The sequence below is a fragment of the Cupriavidus sp. BIC8F genome (genome assembly GCF_032465815.1).
In the GTDB taxonomy this organism is placed as follows: domain Bacteria; phylum Pseudomonadota; class Gammaproteobacteria; order Burkholderiales; family Burkholderiaceae; genus Cupriavidus; species Cupriavidus necator.
On record NZ_CP136095.1, the window covers coordinates 1,717,446 to 1,733,528 of the forward strand.

The following is a 16,083-nucleotide window of genomic DNA, read 5'->3' on the forward strand; positions in this document are numbered from 1 at the left end:
CGCAGCCGGGATACCCCGTTGCCCGGCTAAGTGCGGCCGGCCGCCTGCGCGCCGGCCCCAAAGCGCAGGCGCAGGCTCTGGTTGGCATCCTGCAGCGAACCGTCTGCCACCTCCACCACGCGGTGCAGGTAGTCTTCGCTTGCGTCGAGCAGTGCCCCATACAGGGTGTGGCACAAGCCGCGCGCGGTGCGGCCGGGCCAGTCTTGCGGCAGCATCGCCTCGGGCAGGTTGGGGTCGCGCAGCAGCACGCGCCGGTATTCGTGCACCAGCAGCGTCCGCACGAAGAAGGCATCGGTCGGAGCAAGCCCGGCGGCCTCTTCGGCCAGCGGCGTAAAACGGCGCAGCAGTGCCTGCCAGGCAGCGGCCACGTCGCCGAGCTTGAAGGTCTGGTGCATCAGCGCCTGCAGTGGCCGGATGGAAAACGCCTCAAGGCTGCTTGCCTCCATCACCGCCACATCGTCCTGCGCGCGTGCGGCCTGGATGATTTCGCGCAGCGAGGCGAGGTCCGCATTGGGGTGGGCCATCACCCCTGGCGCGATGGCGCCGAAGCCCTCCCACAGTAATTCCCGCTTCAGCTTCTGCCGGACCGTGGCGCGTACGTCACCGCGCACCATTACCAGGGTCCAGCGGCCGTCCCATTCGGATGCCTCACCCGCATAGATGCGCTTGCCGGCGTGCAGTACACGCTGCAAACCGGCTTCTGACAGCCCGTAGTAGCTGCGCCGTCCGATCCTGGTCGCGGCCAGCCAGTCGTCGGCGGTCAGGCGAAAGGTGGCGGTGCGCACCAGCCGGTCATTGATGCCGAACGGCGCCGCCAGCCGGATCAGGCTGCCCAGCCAGATTGCCTGGGGCCGCGGCGCCACCACATCGCCGAACAAGGTCACCAGCATGGAATTGGCGCCCAGCTTCAGCCCGCGTGCCAGCCGCGCCACGCGCGGAGAAACCGGATCGGTGCCTGACGTCGCCATTGGTCTGCCCCCTGAAGTGATACACAAACGCCGATTGATTGAATCAAATTGTATCACTACCATCCATTGCAACTGACGATGTTGATGCAGGTCAAGACCCCGATTCAGAGCAACCAAGAGCGGAGCAAAGGATGTACGCACAGCTGGTGGAGACAGGAGCGACGAGGCTTCGCGCCATGGAAGAAATGGAGCCGCAGGAACGCGAGTTCCAGGCGCGCGTGGATGCCGGGATCAAGATCGAGGCCAAGGACTGGATGCCCGAGGCCTATCGCAAGACCCTGGTCCGCCAGATCTCGCAGCATGCGCATTCGGAGATCGTGGGCCAACTGCCGGAAGGCAACTGGGTCACCCGCGCGCCGACGCTGGAGCGCAAGGCAGTCTTGCTGGCCAAGATCCAGGATGAGGCCGGCCATGGCCTGTATCTCTACAGCGCGGCTGAGACGCTGGGCGTGTCGCGCGACCAGATGCTGGGCGACCTGCACACCGGCAAGGCCAAGTACTCCAGCATCTTCAACTACCCGACGCTGAGCTGGGCCGATATCGGCATGATCGGCTGGCTGGTCGACGGTTCGGCCATCATCAACCAGGTGCCGCTGTGCCGCTGCTCGTTCGGCCCGTATGCGCGCGCCATGGTGCGTGTGTGCAAGGAAGAGTCCTTCCACCAGCGCCAGGGCTACGACATCCTGCTGTCGCTGTGCAACGGCACGCCCGAGCAGAAGCAGATGGCGCAGGGCGCGCTGAACCGCTGGTGGTGGCCGGCGCTGATGATGTTCGGCCCGTCCGACGGCGATTCGCCCAACAGCGCGCAATCCATGCAATGGCGCATCAAGCTGTTCTCCAACGACGAGCTGCGCCAGAAGATGGTCGACCAGACCGTGCCGCAGGCCGAGTACCTGGGCCTGGCGATTCCGGATCCCGAGCTGAAGTGGAACGAGGAGCGCGGCCACTATGACTTCGGCGAGATCGACTGGTCCGAGTTCTACAACGTCATCCAGGGCAACGGTCCCTGCAACCGCGACCGCCTGCGCACCCGCGTCAAGGCCTGGGAAGAGGGCGCGTGGTTCCGCGATGCCCTGGTGACCCACGCCGACAAGCAGGCGCAGCGCGCCGCCGCCTGACCCCGCGGCGCCCGGCGCCGCCATCCATCCAACGCAGTGACACAGGAGGTTGCCATGAAAGAGTGGCCGCTTTGGGAGATCTTTATCCGCAGCCAGCACGGCCTGGCCCACAAGCACGTGGGCAGCCTGCACGCGCCGGACGGCGAAATGGCAATCAACAACGCGCGTGACGTCTATACGCGCCGCAACGAGGGCGTCAGCGTCTGGGTGGTGAAGGCCGGCGACGTGGTCGCCAGCAGCCCGGGCGACAAGGGCCCGCTGTTCGAACCGGCCAACAGCAAGGTCTACCGCCACCCGACGTTCTTCCCGATGCCGGAAGCGGTCAAGCACATCTGATACGGGCTCGCATGATGGACAACCACAAGCTTGAATACCTGCTGCGCCTCGGCGACTCCACGCTGGTCCTCGGCCAGCGCCTGTCGGAATGGTGCGGCCGCGGCCCGGCGCTGGAAGAGGACATCGCGCTGACCAATGTCGCGCTCGACCTGATCGGCCAGACCCGGCTGTGGCTGGGCTACGCCGCGCAAGTGGAGGGCGCCGGCCGCACCGCCGACCAGCTGGCCTACCTGCGCGACGCGCACCAGTTCCGCAACCTGCTGCTGGCGGAGCAGCCCAACGGCAGCTATGCCGATACGCTGGCGCGGCAGTTCCTGTTCGACACCTGGCACTACTTCCTGCTCGATGGCTTGCAGCGCTCGACCGATGCCCGCATCGCCGAGATCGCCGCCAAGTCGCTCAAGGAAGTGACCTACCACGTGCGCCGCAGCGCCGACCTGGTGGTGCGCCTGGGCGACGGCAGCGAAGAGAGCCACCGTCGCATGCAGGATGCCTTCGACGACCTGTGGATGTTCAGCGGTGAGCTGTTCGAGTCCGACGCGGGCGACGCCGCGCTGGTGCAGGACGGCGTGGTGCCCGATCCCGCATCACTGGCCGCACCGTGGCAGCGCCACGTGGCCGCGGTGCTGGACGAGGCCACGCTGCAGCTGCCTGCCGGCACGTGGTCGCAGAGCGGCGGCCGCCACGGCCGCCATACCGAACACCTCGGCTACCTGCTGGCCGAAATGCAATTCCTGCAGCGAGCCTATCCGGGCGCCAGCTGGTGAACGCCATGACTGCGCAAGCCATCGCACGCCCGGCCGTCGGGCAGGTCTGGACCTGGCTCGATACGGTGCCCGATCCCGAGATCCCGGTGATCTCCGTGGTGGATCTCGGCATTGTGCGCGACGTGGCATGGGAGGATGACGCCTGCGTCATCACCATCACCCCGACGTACTCCGGCTGCCCGGCCATGACGGTGATCCGGGAGGAGATCGAGCGCACGCTGGCCGCGCAGGGCATCGCCAGCGTGCGCGTGCGGACGCAACTGGCGCCGGCCTGGACCACCGACTGGATGACGCCGCGCGGCAAGGCCAGCCTGGGCGGCTACGGCATTGCGCCGCCGGCCCAGCAGGTGATCGACATCAGCGGCATCAGCCGCAAGCCGGCGCCGGCGCTGGTGGTGGCCTGCCCGCACTGCGGGTCGCGGCACACGCGGCTGGTGAGCCAGTTCGGCTCGACCGCCTGCAAGGCCCTGTACCGCTGCGGCGACTGCAAGGAACCGTTCGATTACTTCAAGGCGCACTGAGCCTGACCGAGGTAGTGAGATGAGCAAATTCCATGAACTGACCGTGGCCTCGGTCACCCGCGAAACCCGCGATGCCGTGGCCGTGACCTTTGCCGTGCCGGATGAACTGGCCGACACCTACCGCTACATCCAGGGCCAGCACCTGACGCTGCGCACCGGCATCGGCGGCGAGGACGTGCGCCGCTCGTACTCGATCTGCTCGGCGGTGCAGGACGCGCAGCTGCGCGTGGCGATCAAGCGCGTCGACGGCGGCTTGTTCTCCAACTGGGCCAACGAACAACTGCAGCCCGGCATGAAGCTGGAGGTGATGCCACCGTCCGGCCACTTCCATGTGCCGCTGTCTGCCGCGCAAGCGAGGCACTACGTGGCATTTGCCGCCGGCAGCGGCATCACGCCGATGCTGTCGATCATCAAGACCACGCTGCAAGCCGAGCCGGAAAGCCGCTTCACGCTGTTCTACGGCAACCGCGCGTCGTCGTCGGTGCTGTTCAAGGAAGAGCTGGAAGACCTGAAGGACACCTACCTGCAGCGCTTCAACCTGGTGTTCGTTCTCAGCCGCGAGCAGCTGGATATCGACCTCTTCAACGGCCGCATCGATGGTGACAAGGTCAATGCCTTGCTGAAGCACTGGGTCAAGCCGCAGGACATAGACATCGCCTTTATCTGCGGCCCGCATTCGATGATGGAAGAGGTGTCGCAGGCGTTGCTCGACAACGGCGTGGACAAGGCTCGCATCAAGCGCGAGCTGTTTGCCACCAGCATCCCCTCGGCACGCCCGCCCGCGCATGCGCACAAGCAGGTGGGTCAGCAGCAGTGCGAGGTGACGGTGATCCAGGACGGCCGCACGCGTTCCTTCACGCTGGAGAAGAACAAGGAGACGGTGCTGGATGCCGCGCTGGCGCAAGGCATCGAGCTGCCTTACTCATGCAAGGGCGGCGTCTGCTCGACCTGCCGCTGCAAGCGCATCGAAGGCGAGGTCGACATGGACGTCAACTTTGCGCTGGAGGACTATGAAGTCGCGCGCGGCTTCATCCTCAGCTGCCAGAGCTACGCCGTCAGCGACAAGCTGGTGATCGACTTCGACCAGGAAACCTGAGGCGTTTCCTGCTGCTGTCCCGCCCCATACACAAACCATTCTGCCCCCGGAGCAAGCCGTGTCCCATCCGTTTTTTGAACGCCACCAGGCGCTGCTGGAACAAGCCACCCAAGCCATTGCCGAGCGCGGCTACTGGAGCCCGTTCACCGAAATGCCGAGCCCCAGGGTCTACGGCGAAACCGCCAGCGCCGACGGCAAGGCAGCCTTTGACGCCCGCCTGAACCGGCCGTTCGCGCTGTCGCAGCCGGGCACCGTCGGCCAGGCGGGCAAGGAAGTATCGCCCTACGGCGCGGAACTGGGCATCACCTATCCGAAGCCCGACCTCGACCAGCTCTTTGCCGGCGTGGCCGAAGGCATGCCGGCCTGGCGCAAGGCCGGGCCGGAAGCCTGGGTCGGCGTCTCGCTGGAAATCCTGCAGCGCCTGAACCGCCGCAGCTTCGAGATCGCCTACGCGGTGATGCACACCACCGGCCAGGCCTTCATGATGGCCTTCCAGGCCGGCGGCCCGCACGCGCAGGACCGCGGGCTGGAAGCGGTGGCCTACGCCTGGGACGAGATGCGCCGCATCCCGAAACAGTCTGTCTGGGAGAAGCCGCAAGGCAAGAACGAGCCGCTGCGCATGGAGAAGCGCTACAGCGTGGTGCCGCGCGGCGTGGGCCTGGTGATCGGCTGCTGCACCTTCCCGACCTGGAACGGCTATCCCGGCCTGTTCGCCAGCCTGGCGACCGGCAACGCGGTGGTGGTCAAGCCGCACCCGGGCGCGATCCTGCCGCTGGCGATCACCGTCGAGGTGGCGCGCGAGGTGCTGCAGGAAGCCGGCTTCGACCCCAACCTGGTCACGCTGGTGGCCAACGACCCGACCGAGCGCATGGCGTCCACGCTGGCGCTGCGCCCTGAAGTGCGCCTGATCGACTTCACCGGCAGCAGCGCCAACGGCGACTGGCTGGAGCGCAATGCCCACCAGGCCCAGGTCTATACCGAGAAGGCCGGCGTCAACCAGATCGTGATCGACTCCACCAGCGACTTCAAGGGCATGGTGCGCAATATCGCGTTCTCGCTGGCGCTGTACTCGGGCCAGATGTGCACGGCACCGCAGAACATCTATGTGCCGAAGGACGGCATCGACACGCCGGAAGGGCACCTCAGCTTTAACCAGGTGGCCGCGGCGATCGGGGAGGGCGTGGTCAGGCTCACCAGCGATGCGGCCAAGGCGGTGGAGCTGCTGGGCGCGATCCAGAACGACGGGGTGGTGCAGCGCATCGAATCGTCGCGCGCGCTGGGCGAGATCGTCGCCGACAGCCGCGTGCTGGAGCACCCGGAGTTCCCCGGCGCGCGCATCCGCACGCCGCTGGTGCTCAAGGTGGACGCCAGCGACGAGGGCAAGATCATGCAGGAGCTGTTTGGCCCGATCTCCTTCATCGTCGCCACCGACAACACCGCGCACAGCATCGCGCTGGCACAACGCGGCGCGAAGGAACATGGCGCACTGACGTTGTCGGCCTACACCACCGATGCCGGCGTGACCGAGGCCATCCGCGATGCCGCCGAGGACGCGGGCGTGGCCCTGTCGCTGAACCTGACCGGTGGCGTGTTCGTCAACCAGTCGGCCGCGTTCAGCGACTTCCATGCCACCGGCGCCAACCCGGCAGCCAATGCCTCGCTGTCGGATGCGGCCTTCGTCGCCAACCGCTTCCGCGTGGTGCAGAGCCGTTCCCATATCTGATGGACTAGCTAGCAGTCGCAGTACCCGGCGCCGGCCCCCGATACCCATGCGGCGCAATCATAACGATGATGGAGCAGACAATGGTTCAACGCATCCCCAACCCCAACGAGCTGGAGCCGATCGAGCGCGCCAGCCGCGACGAACTGCAGGCGCTGCAGCTGGAACGGCTGAAATGGAGCGTGCGCCATGCCTATGACAACGTGCCGCATTACCGCAAGGCCTTCCATGCGGCCGGGGTGCATCCGGACCAGCTGCAGTCGCTGTCGGACCTGTCGAAGTTTCCGTTCCTGACCAAGCAGGACCTGCGCGACAACTATCCCTTCGGCATGTTCGCGGTGCCGCGCGAGAAGGTGGCGCGCGTGCATGCGTCGAGCGGCACCACGGGCAAGCCGACCGTGGTCGGCTATACCGCGAAGGATATCGATACCTGGGCCAGCGTGGTGGCGCGCTCCATCCGCGCCGCCGGCGGCCGCGCCGGCGACCTGGTCCATGTCAGCTATGGCTATGGCCTGTTCACGGGCGGCCTGGGTGCCCACTATGGCGCCGAGAAGGCCGGCTGCACGGTGATCCCCATGTCCGGCGGACAGACCGAGAAACAGGTGCAGCTGATCCGCGAGTTCCAGCCCAACATCATCATGGTGACGCCGTCGTACATGCTGAACCTGATCGAGGAGATGGAGCGCCAGGGCATGGATCCGTCGGAAAGCTCGCTCAAGGTCGGGATCTTCGGCGCCGAGCCGTGGACGGATGCGATGCGCGCCGAGATCGAGGCCCGCGCCGGCATCGACGCGGTGGACATCTACGGACTGTCTGAAGTGATGGGGCCGGGGGTCGCATGCGAATGCATCGAGAGCAAGGATGGCCCGGTGATCTGGGAAGACCACTTCTACGCCGAGATCATCGACCCGGTGACCGGCGAGGTGCTGCCGGATGGCGAAGAGGGCGAACTGGTGTTCACGTCGCTCACCAAGGAAGCGCTGCCGGTGATCCGCTACCGCACGCGCGACCTGACGCGCCTGCTGCCGCCCACCTCGCGTTCGATGCGCCGCATCGGCAAGATCACCGGCCGCTCGGACGACATGCTGATCATCCGCGGCGTCAATGTGTTCCCGTCGCAGATCGAGGAACTGATCCTGAAGACGCCGGCCCTGGCGCCGCAGTACCAGCTGGTGGTGACCCGCGACGGCCACCTGGACAAGCTGGAAGTGCGGGTCGAAGCGCGGCCCGGAACTTCGGCACCCCTCTGCGCCGACGACCGAGCGACGCTGGAGCGCGAGCTGAAGGCGCAGATCAAGACCTACGTGGGCGTGACCACGCGGGTGCAGGTGATGGATGCGGACGGCATCGAGCGCACCACGGTCGGCAAGGCACGGCGGGTGCTCGATATGCGGCCGAAGGTCACGCACGAGCAGCCGGTCGGGGCGATCTGACGCCCTGTTTTCTACCAACACCCGTGGCAAACGCACCCCTCTCCCGCTTTCGGGAGAGGGGTGGGGGAGAGGGCAGGAGTATCCACTGAGTGTGGCGGCAACGTGCTTGCCACACGCCTGCCCTCTCCCCCGGCCCCTCTCCCGCGCGCGGGAGAGGGGTGCAAGCCGCGGGCAGATTCATCGCCGCAGCAATTCACCCACCGATAGCGCCCACCCAGAGGCGCCACGCCCACCCCTGCGCCAAAGGAGACCACCATGGACGCGCGACAACTGGAAACCATCCAGAACCACCCCGATTTCATCCGGCTGACCAACGGGCGGACCCGCCTGGGCTGGTCGCTGACGCTGGTCATGCTGGCAGTCTACTTCGGCTTTATCCTGCTGCTGGCGTTCTCGCCGGCCACGCTGGGCACACCGCTCGGCGCGGGTGTTATGACCGTGGGCATTCCCGTCGGCGTGGCCGTGATCGTCTCGGCTGTGCTGCTGACCGGGATCTACGTGTACCGGGCCAACCGCGACCTGGACCCGCTCAACGAACGCGTGCGCAAGGAGTGCCAGGCATGAAGCCCGCCAACCGTTACCTGTGCGCGGCCCTGCTCGGGCTTGCCAGCATGGCCGCCTCGGCGGCACCCGCAATCCAGGGCAATGCCGCGCCGCGGCCGCTGAACTGGAGCGCCATCGTGATGTTCATGCTGTTCGTGCTGTTCACGCTCGGCATTACCCGCTGGGCCGCGCGCCGCACGCGCTCGGCATCCGACTTCTATGCCGCCGGGGGTGGGCTGAGCGGCTTCCAGAACGGCCTGGCAATTGCCGGCGACATGGTTTCCGCGGCCTCTTTCCTCGGCATCTCCGCGATGATGTTCGACAAGGGCTATGACGGGCTGATCTACGCGCTGGGCGTGGTCGCCGGCTGGCCGATCATCCTGTTCATCGTCGCCGAACGGCTGCGCAACCTTGGCCGCTATACCTTTGCCGACGTGGTGTCATACCGGCTGGCGCAAAAGCCCGTGCGGATCACCGCCGCCTGCGGCACGCTGACGGTGGTGATCATGTACCTGGTGGCGCAGATGGTCGGCGCCGGCAAGCTGATCGAGCTGCTGTTCGGCACCAGTTATGAGTCCGCCGTGGTGATCGTCGGCCTGCTGATGGTGCTCTATGTGATGTTCGGCGGCATGCTGGCCACCACCTGGGTGCAGATCATCAAGGCCGCGCTGCTGCTGGGCGGCGTGACCTTCATGGCGGTGATGGTGCTGGCGTACTTCGGCTTCAGCCCGGAAGCCATGTTCGCCGGTGCGGCGAAGGTGCATGACAAGGGGCTCGCGATCCTGTCGCCGGGCGGGCTGGTGTCCAATCCCGTCGATGCGATCTCGCTGGGGGTGGGCATGATGTTCGGCACCGCGGGCCTGCCACACATCCTGATGCGCTTCTTCACCGTGGCCGACGCCCGCGAGGCGCGCAAGTCCGTGCTCTACGCCACCGGCTTCATCGGCTACTTCTACGTGCTGATCCTGGTGGTGGGCTTCGGTGCGATCGTGATGGTGGGTGCGGATCCGGCCTACCGCGATGCGGCCGGCAAGATCATCGGCGGCAGCAATATGGTGGCGGTGCACCTGTCGCATGCGATCGGCGGCGATCTTTTCCTGGGCTTTATCTCGGCGGTGGCGTTCGCGACCATCCTTGCGGTGGTGGCGGGCCTGGCCCTGTCGGGCGCTTCGGCGGTCTCGCACGACCTGTACGCCAACGTGTTCCGCCGCGGGCAGGCCAACGAGAAGGACGAGATCCGGGTGTCCAAGGCGGCCACCCTGGTGATCGGGGTGCTGGCCATGGTGCTGGGCGTGATGTTCGAGAAGCAGAACATCGCTTTCCTGTCCGGCCTGGTGCTGGCGATCGCGGCCTCCGTCAACTTCCCGGTGCTGTTCCTGTCGATGTTCTGGAAGGGCCTGACCACGCGCGGCGCCGTGGCGGGCAGCCTGGCCGGTCTGGTGTCGGCGGTGGCGCTGCTGGTGCTGGGCCCGACGGTCTGGGTGGGCATCCTGCATCATGACAAGGCGATCTTCCCGTATGCCAACCCGGCACTGTTCTCGATGACGCTGGCCTTCGCCAGCGCCTGGCTGGCGTCGGTGCTTGACCGCTCGGCCCGGGCCAGCACCGAGCGCCAGCGCTATGGTGCGCAGTTCGTGCGTGCGATGACCGGGATTGGCGCTGCCGGGGCAAGTCAGCATTGATCCTGGGGGCAGGGCAGCGGCGTGCGCGCGCCTGAGGCGCAGTTCCCGGCATCGCAAGCGCCCGAACCGCGCACCCGCGACAGGACATCCGCGGCGAAGTGGACTGACGAGGGGCCGATTCAGCGCGCAACCAGGGCGCTGTTGATACTCCGTCGCCGATCCAGTAGCAGAACGCATGGCATAAGCAAAAATTTATGGTCAATAGAAGAAGGTTTAATTGTTATTAATGTGTTGCCGGGCATAGGCTTTTCTCAAGTTCACCTGATCGCTTGGGCATTCGAACATGGGCCAGCCAACCTCCAACCAACGTCGCACCGCCAGCGCAGCCCTTGCGCAGTGCCCCCTCGATGCCGGCGCAGAACCGCCGCTAGGTGCCCATCTCGTCACGCCGCGGCGCGGCTACAGCCACCATGGCATCTATGTTGGCGATGGCAAAGTGGTGCATTACGCCGGACTTGCCGGGTCGCTGCGTCGCGGCCCTGTCGAGGAAATCAGCATCACGCGTTTCGCCGCCGGATTCGAAGTCCTGATCGAACCAAGTGCTGACCCGGTGTACGTCAGGCACGAAGCCGTGCGGCGCGCACGCTCGCGGTTGGGCGAGAATCGCTACAGGCTGCTGACCAACAACTGCGAGCATTTCTGCGCCTGGTGCCTGTATGGGGAAAGCCGCAGCGAGCAGGTGCTCGCGTGCTTCATCGACCCGCGCGCAGCCCTTCGGACCGCGTTATGCCTGTTCACGGCATGCCTTGCGGTGGCATGGCCAATGCGGCGCATCGAAGCTTGCGTGGCCTGACCGGCCCGGTTCTTCCCATGCCGTACAGCGCGGTTGCGGTAAAACCGCCGAATGACGCTCTGCACTTGACAGCGTTGTCGGCGCGCCCCGGCGACGATGCCATCACTGGGGATCAGACGAGGTCGTAACGATTACAGTCTTGTCAATCCGCACATGGAGCCGCGCCGACGGACTGCCTGTGCGGGGCATTTCGATGCTTGCGCACGCCGGAGCGCTGCCGCTGCCGGTGCAAGTCATGGTCTACCAGGTTGCAGCGTCGCGCATGGCACTGTTGCGCGCCTACCGTTGGAAGCTGGTCATGGCAACGTGCTTCGGTGTCCTGGCCGCGGGCATGCTTGGCTATGCCGCGCTGCGCGCCGGCATGGCGCCATTGCATCGCATAGCCGCTGGCACCCGGGCCGTGACATTCACCAGCGGAGCGCTGCCCGTCGATCCGTCGCTGCTTCCCGCGGAACTCCATGAGGTGGCGCTTGCGTTGCAGCATTGAGCGGCTGCGTGAGCGCTATGAGCGCTTGTCGCAGTTCTCCGCGGACCTGGCGCACGACTGCCGCACGCCCATCAACAACCTGCTTGGACAGACGCTGCCGGCCATGTCAATGATCTTGATGACAGAGTTGTAAGTCTCGGTCTACGCAAGCTGCCAGCGCCACGTCCTGGCATTCGCCTGTTCGCCACCTTGGGCCAACAGCTCGCGTAGCGCCGTCTTGAGTACCTTGCCGTTGCTGTTCTTCGGCAACGCATTGACGAACAGATAGGCTTTCGGCCGCTTGAATCTGGCGATCCGGTGCAGGCACCACAGATCCAGTTCGGACTGGGTCATCCGCATCCCGGCCTTGAGCACGACGACGGCCACCACTTCCTCTCCCCAGACCGGATGCCTGCGGCCGAGCACGGAGACTTCAGCCACCGCGGCATGGGCGAGCAGGGCGTCCTCCACTTCGCGCGGGTAGATGTTGGAGCCACCGCTGATAATCGTGTCCTTGCTGCGGTCCTTCAGCGCGAGCTGCCCCTGCTCGTCCACGCACCCGACATCGCCGGTATGCAGCCAGCCATTGCGCAGCGTCGCCACACTGGCCTCCGGGTTGTTCCAATAGCCTTGCATCACGGTGGGCCCGCGCACCAGGACTTCACCGACTTCCCCCACCGGGAGCGCACGGTCCGCGGCATCGGCGATACGAATCTCCACGCCGGGCAGGGCATGCCCGACCGAAGCCAGAGCCTTGAGGTCGCCGACGGCGCAGGCGCGGCCGATTTCGTGGGACGACTGGGCGGTGATGGTCATCGGACTTTCGCCCTGGCCGTAGATCTGCGCGATGCGGGGGCCCAGGCATTCGATTGCGGCGATCTCGTCCTCCACATAGACGGGCGCACCGCCACAGACTACGACCTTGAGATTGGAGAGGTCGGCCCGGGTCCGGCGTGCGTATTCGACCAGGCGGTTGAGCATGGTCGGCGCAGCGAAGAAGCTCGGGCGCTGGTGTGCGGCGACGAGGCCCGCCAGTTCGGCGGCGTCGAAGCCGCCTGAAGGTGGAATCACCTGACTCGCACCTTCGGCCATGTGGGGGACCACGTAGAGTCCCGACCCATGGGACATTGGCGCCGCGTGAATCAGGCTGTCGCCTGGAAGGACGCGAGTGACCGCGCTGGCATAGGCGCGGGACATGGCGGTCAGATTGCGGTGCGAGAGCATGACCCCCTTGGGCTTGCCGGTCGTGCCGCTGGTGTAGAACAGCCAGGCGAGGGCGTCTTCGGACACATCGGTGACCGGCATGCCGTGTGCCGCAAACAGGGCATGGTAGTCGGTGGAACCGACCACGATGGTCCGGGCGCCAGGCGCTGCTTCGGCGTCGGCGGCGAAGCTGAGGCGGGCGCCGCTGTCCTGCAGGATGTCCTCGATTTCACGCGGATGCAGCCTGGCGTTGATCGGCACGGCACACAGGCCGGCGTGCCAGATGCCGTACAAAAGCTCGACGTACTGTGGGCAGTTCTTCATGACCAACGCGACCCGGTCCCCGGCATGCAGGCCGAGCCAGTCACGCAGCCCGCAGGCGCAGCGTGCCACGCGATCGGCGAGTTGCTCGAAGGTACATAGCGGCTCGGTGCCGAGATAGAGCGCTGCCTGATCGGGATAGGCGCGGGCCGTGCGGACGAGCATTTGCGCAAGGTTGGGGTTCATGCTGCCTCCCGTTTTAACCGTTGTCTGCAGGGGACAGGCAGTGCCTGCCCCCGCTCTTCACGCTGCGCTCAGTCCGGGGCGCGCTCCGGAACCGGCAGGTGCACCCATTCCTTATAGAAGGCCTCGATGTCCGGCTCGAAGTCGTGGATCACCGGATACCACGGGGTGGGTGCTTCGACGTCGTGCATGGTGCCGCACGATGGGCAGTAGTACTCGCGATACACCTGCCACTGGGTGTCGGGGGCCATGAGCCTGGGATAGACCTCGGTCATTGCCTCCTCGGTGTCGCGCACGTAGATCGAGGCATGGAGTTTCCAGTTCTCGCGGTAGTCGCAGAACTCGTGGCCGCAATCGCACTTGACCAGCCACTTCTTGGTGCTGGCCGATTGCACGATATGCATATGCGGGCCGAGCGGAAGCACAATGCGGTCCGCAAAGCTCACCTTGGCCTGCAGGGCCGCCAGGTACTGCTCGAACCGACTGTCATCCTTGGGCATTGAGAGCATGCGGAAGGTGGTTTCCCAGTCCAGGGAACCCTCGACGAGGTGAGCGACCTGTTCATTGGTATAGGCAGACATTGTTCAGCTCCTTGATTCGGTGATTACTCTTCGACCTGGACGACAGTGGTGACGTCGGGCAGCAGGGAGAGGTCCATGCGGTGCCTGGCACCGTAAGAGGGCACGCCCAATTCCTCCTCCAGTACCTGCCAGTCCGCGGGGAGATTCCAGAATTCCTTGAACTCCCGGGTGAACTTCTCGGACAGGGCAAAGCTGGTGGCGAACATGTGTTGCACCTGGACGGACGCGTGCTTGTTGAGGATGCGTTCGCGCTCTTCCTTCATCCATTCGCGCGTCGGCAGGGCTCGGGCGAGGCGTTCCTTGCGGATCTCGGCACGGCGAGCCTGGGTCTTGGCTGCATCCACCGTGAACACGCCCTTGGCGTCCTGGGTGAAGACGGCGCCATAGACCTTCTGCGCATACTCCGGCAGCAGGAACTTCTGGTTGAGGTCCGCTTCGACGGCCTTCGGATCCCGGTCGATCGGGTCACCGAAGCCCGGGCCCCCGCGCAGGTAGTTGAGGTACAGGTCGTGGTTGGCGTAGCAGTCCTCGGTGGTGATGCACTGTTTGTCACGCTTGACCACGGCAGTGGCATCGATGTGGCGCTCGTAGTCCGGGTTGCCCGGATCGATGTCGCCGCCCAGGGGCAGGGAATCGCCGATGGCGATGCGCTTGTCCAGCCCTGTCTTGTGTGCCTCAAAGCGGTAGCCGGTGGCTGAGGGATAGCCGCCCATCATGCCCCAGTCGCTGTTCATGAAGCCGTTGCCCATGAAGAACATGGTCCAGTCCTGGGCGTTCCACACCATGCGCAGCGTCTCGAAGCCGCAGCCGCCGCGGTACTTGCCATACCCGCCGGAGTTGGCCTTGACGTTCCGGCCAAGGTAGAGCAGCGGCTCGGCCATCTCCCAGATCTCGATGTCGCCCATGTCGCCTTCCGGGTTCCAGATCGCGGCGGCGTGGTTGAGGCCATCCTTGACGGCGCAGGCACCGGTACCGCAGGAGCTGGCCTCGAAGCTGTTGACCGCGTGGATCTCCCCATCCTGGTTGATGCCGCCGCCCTGAAGCCAGTTGGAGGTATTGGCGTTACCGGCATTGACCTCTTCCAGATAGCCGCGGCTGAAATAGGACTGTGAAAGGCCGCGCCACAGGGCCGCCCAGCCGGAGACCAGGAAGTGCCAGGCGTAGGCGTGGCCGGTGCGGCGGTCATCCGGGTTGCACCACGTGCCCTTGGGCAAGCGGAATTCGGTGGCAAAGTAGGCACCGTCGTTGATGCGCTGGGTGGGCACCAGGGTCTGGCACATCATCACCCAGATTCCGGAAGTAAATGCCACCTGGTGAGCATTGAAGGTGTGCCAGCCCCAGCGGCTAGCGCCTTCGAAGTCGAGGCGCCACTTGCCGTCCGGCTTGATGGTCATCTCCACCGGCGAGTGCATGATGGAGTCGAGCTTGGCGAACGCGTTGGAGACCTGCACGTCATCGTGCTTGTATGGCACGTCGACAAAGGAAACCTTGCGGTACTTGCCAGGCAGGGTCATGGCCTTGATGCGGCTCTGCAGTCCGCGGCGGCCTTCTTCGATGACCTCGTAGGTGAACTTCTCGTAGGCCTCGATGCCGTCGGCACGAATCACTTCCTCGACCAGGTCGCGAATCATGTGGCAGCCGGCAATGCGCGTCTTTTCGTCCAGGATCCAATACTTGGGCGTGCGCACTGAGCGCTGGGACTCGTGCAGCCAGTCGCGCAGCGGTTCGTCATTTACCCCGGTCTTGCGGCAGGTGATCATGTAGCCGTCGCCGAAGCGCTGGGTCTGGCCGGTGGACATCGAGCCCGGCGTCACCGAGCCGGTGTCGATGACGTGCGTGACGCCGCCCACCCAGCCGATCAGCCGGCCCTTCCAGAAGATCGGGACGATGGTGGCGATGTCGCAGGGGTGGACGTTGCCGATGGCACAGTCATTGGTCGTGAACATGTCGCCGGGGTTGATGCAGGGGTTGGCTTCCCAGTTGTTCTCGATCATGTACTTGATCGCCGCGCCCATGGTGCCGACGTGGATGATGATCCCGGTCGAAGTCAGGACGCAGTCCCCGGCGGCGTTGTAGAGCGTGAAGCAGAGTTCGCCTTCCTGCTCGACGATGGGGCTGGCGGCGATCTTCTTGGCAGTCTCGCGGGCATGCACCAGGCCGCCGCGCAGCTTGGAGAACAGTTTCTCGTAGCCGATCGGGTCGCTGTCACGGAATTCCAGCTTCTCGAGGCCGTTGTAGTGGCCGGTGGCCTTGGTGCGCTCGATGATGCCGTCGCGGTGCTGCTTGAGCGTCTGGCCGTTCTGCAGCAGGTCGGCGAAGCCGATTTCTTTATTGCTCATCATGTTCATGGCG

The 16,083-nt window shown here is 65.6% G+C and carries 16 protein-coding genes; 12 read left to right on the forward strand and 4 right to left on the reverse strand.

Annotated features, from left to right (window positions below):
• Positions 1–26: 26 nt before the first annotated feature.
• Positions 27–968, reverse strand: a complete 942-nt coding sequence (gene paaX / locus RS901_RS27900; protein WP_316153754.1) for a phenylacetic acid degradation operon negative regulatory protein PaaX — start codon at positions 966–968, stop codon at positions 27–29.
• 131 nt (positions 969–1,099) lie between these two features.
• Between paaX and paaA the strand changes: the two genes are divergently transcribed.
• The 12 genes from paaA (at position 1,100) to RS901_RS27960 (ending at position 11,597) form a co-directional block, all read left to right on the forward strand.
• A complete protein-coding gene (gene paaA, locus RS901_RS27905) occupies positions 1,100–2,086 on the forward strand; it encodes a 1,2-phenylacetyl-CoA epoxidase subunit PaaA (RefSeq protein WP_316153755.1) in 987 nt (328 codons plus the stop codon).
• 54 nt (positions 2,087–2,140) lie between these two features.
• The gene (gene paaB, locus RS901_RS27910; RefSeq protein ID WP_010809321.1) at positions 2,141–2,422 is read left to right on the forward strand and encodes a 1,2-phenylacetyl-CoA epoxidase subunit PaaB; all 282 of its coding nucleotides are present in this window, start codon (positions 2,141–2,143) and stop codon (positions 2,420–2,422) included.
• An 11-nt stretch (positions 2,423–2,433) separates the two neighbouring features.
• Positions 2,434–3,189, forward strand: a complete 756-nt coding sequence (gene paaC / locus RS901_RS27915; protein ID WP_316153756.1) for a 1,2-phenylacetyl-CoA epoxidase subunit PaaC — start codon at positions 2,434–2,436, stop codon at positions 3,187–3,189.
• 5 nt (positions 3,190–3,194) lie between these two features.
• Complete coding sequence (paaD, locus tag RS901_RS27920; protein ID WP_316153757.1) at positions 3,195–3,710, forward strand: 1,2-phenylacetyl-CoA epoxidase subunit PaaD; 516 nt, start codon at positions 3,195–3,197, stop codon at positions 3,708–3,710.
• Between the two features lie 19 nt (positions 3,711–3,729).
• Positions 3,730–4,806: a 1,2-phenylacetyl-CoA epoxidase subunit PaaE gene (gene paaE, locus RS901_RS27925; protein WP_316153758.1), complete on the forward strand. Its 1,077-nt coding sequence runs from the start codon at positions 3,730–3,732 to the stop codon at positions 4,804–4,806.
• 58 nt (positions 4,807–4,864) lie between these two features.
• Positions 4,865–6,529, forward strand: a complete 1,665-nt coding sequence (gene paaN / locus RS901_RS27930; protein ID WP_316153759.1) for a phenylacetic acid degradation protein PaaN — start codon at positions 4,865–4,867, stop codon at positions 6,527–6,529.
• 80 nt (positions 6,530–6,609) lie between these two features.
• Positions 6,610–7,959, forward strand: a complete 1,350-nt coding sequence (gene paaK / locus RS901_RS27935) for a phenylacetate--CoA ligase PaaK (protein ID WP_316153760.1) — start codon at positions 6,610–6,612, stop codon at positions 7,957–7,959.
• Between the two features lie 255 nt (positions 7,960–8,214).
• Positions 8,215–8,523 (forward strand): DUF485 domain-containing protein, encoded by a 309-nt coding sequence (locus RS901_RS27940; protein WP_316153761.1) that lies wholly within the window; start codon positions 8,215–8,217, stop codon positions 8,521–8,523.
• A complete protein-coding gene (locus RS901_RS27945; protein ID WP_316153762.1) occupies positions 8,520–10,184 on the forward strand; it encodes a cation acetate symporter in 1,665 nt (554 codons plus the stop codon). The genes RS901_RS27940 and RS901_RS27945 overlap by 4 nt, the downstream gene beginning before the upstream one ends.
• A gap of 283 nt (positions 10,185–10,467) precedes the next feature.
• Positions 10,468–10,977, forward strand: a complete 510-nt coding sequence (locus RS901_RS27950; RefSeq protein ID WP_316153763.1) for a lecithin retinol acyltransferase family protein — start codon at positions 10,468–10,470, stop codon at positions 10,975–10,977.
• 193 nt (positions 10,978–11,170) lie between these two features.
• On the forward strand, positions 11,171–11,464 hold the full coding sequence (locus RS901_RS27955) for a hypothetical protein (RefSeq protein ID WP_316153764.1): 294 nt from the start codon (positions 11,171–11,173) through the stop codon (positions 11,462–11,464).
• The gene (locus RS901_RS27960; RefSeq protein WP_316153765.1) at positions 11,448–11,597 is read left to right on the forward strand and encodes a hypothetical protein; all 150 of its coding nucleotides are present in this window, start codon (positions 11,448–11,450) and stop codon (positions 11,595–11,597) included. Before RS901_RS27955 ends, RS901_RS27960 begins: the two co-directional genes overlap by 17 nt.
• Before the next feature lie 8 nt (positions 11,598–11,605).
• Here the strand turns inward: RS901_RS27960 and RS901_RS27965 are convergent, their stop codons facing one another.
• The 3 genes from RS901_RS27965 to RS901_RS27975 all read right to left on the reverse strand — a co-directional run bounded on the left by RS901_RS27965 (position 11,606) and on the right by RS901_RS27975 (position 16,079).
• On the reverse strand, positions 11,606–13,153 hold the full coding sequence (locus RS901_RS27965) for a class I adenylate-forming enzyme family protein (RefSeq protein ID WP_316153766.1): 1,548 nt from the start codon (positions 13,151–13,153) through the stop codon (positions 11,606–11,608).
• A 68-nt stretch (positions 13,154–13,221) separates the two neighbouring features.
• Positions 13,222–13,731, reverse strand: coding sequence for an acetone carboxylase subunit gamma (locus tag RS901_RS27970; protein WP_316153767.1), 510 nt, complete (start codon positions 13,729–13,731; stop codon positions 13,222–13,224).
• Positions 13,732–13,754: 23 nt separating this feature from the next.
• Positions 13,755–16,079, reverse strand: a complete 2,325-nt coding sequence (locus tag RS901_RS27975) for a hydantoinase B/oxoprolinase family protein (protein ID WP_316153768.1) — start codon at positions 16,077–16,079, stop codon at positions 13,755–13,757.
• Between the last annotated feature and the right edge of the window lie 4 nt (positions 16,080–16,083).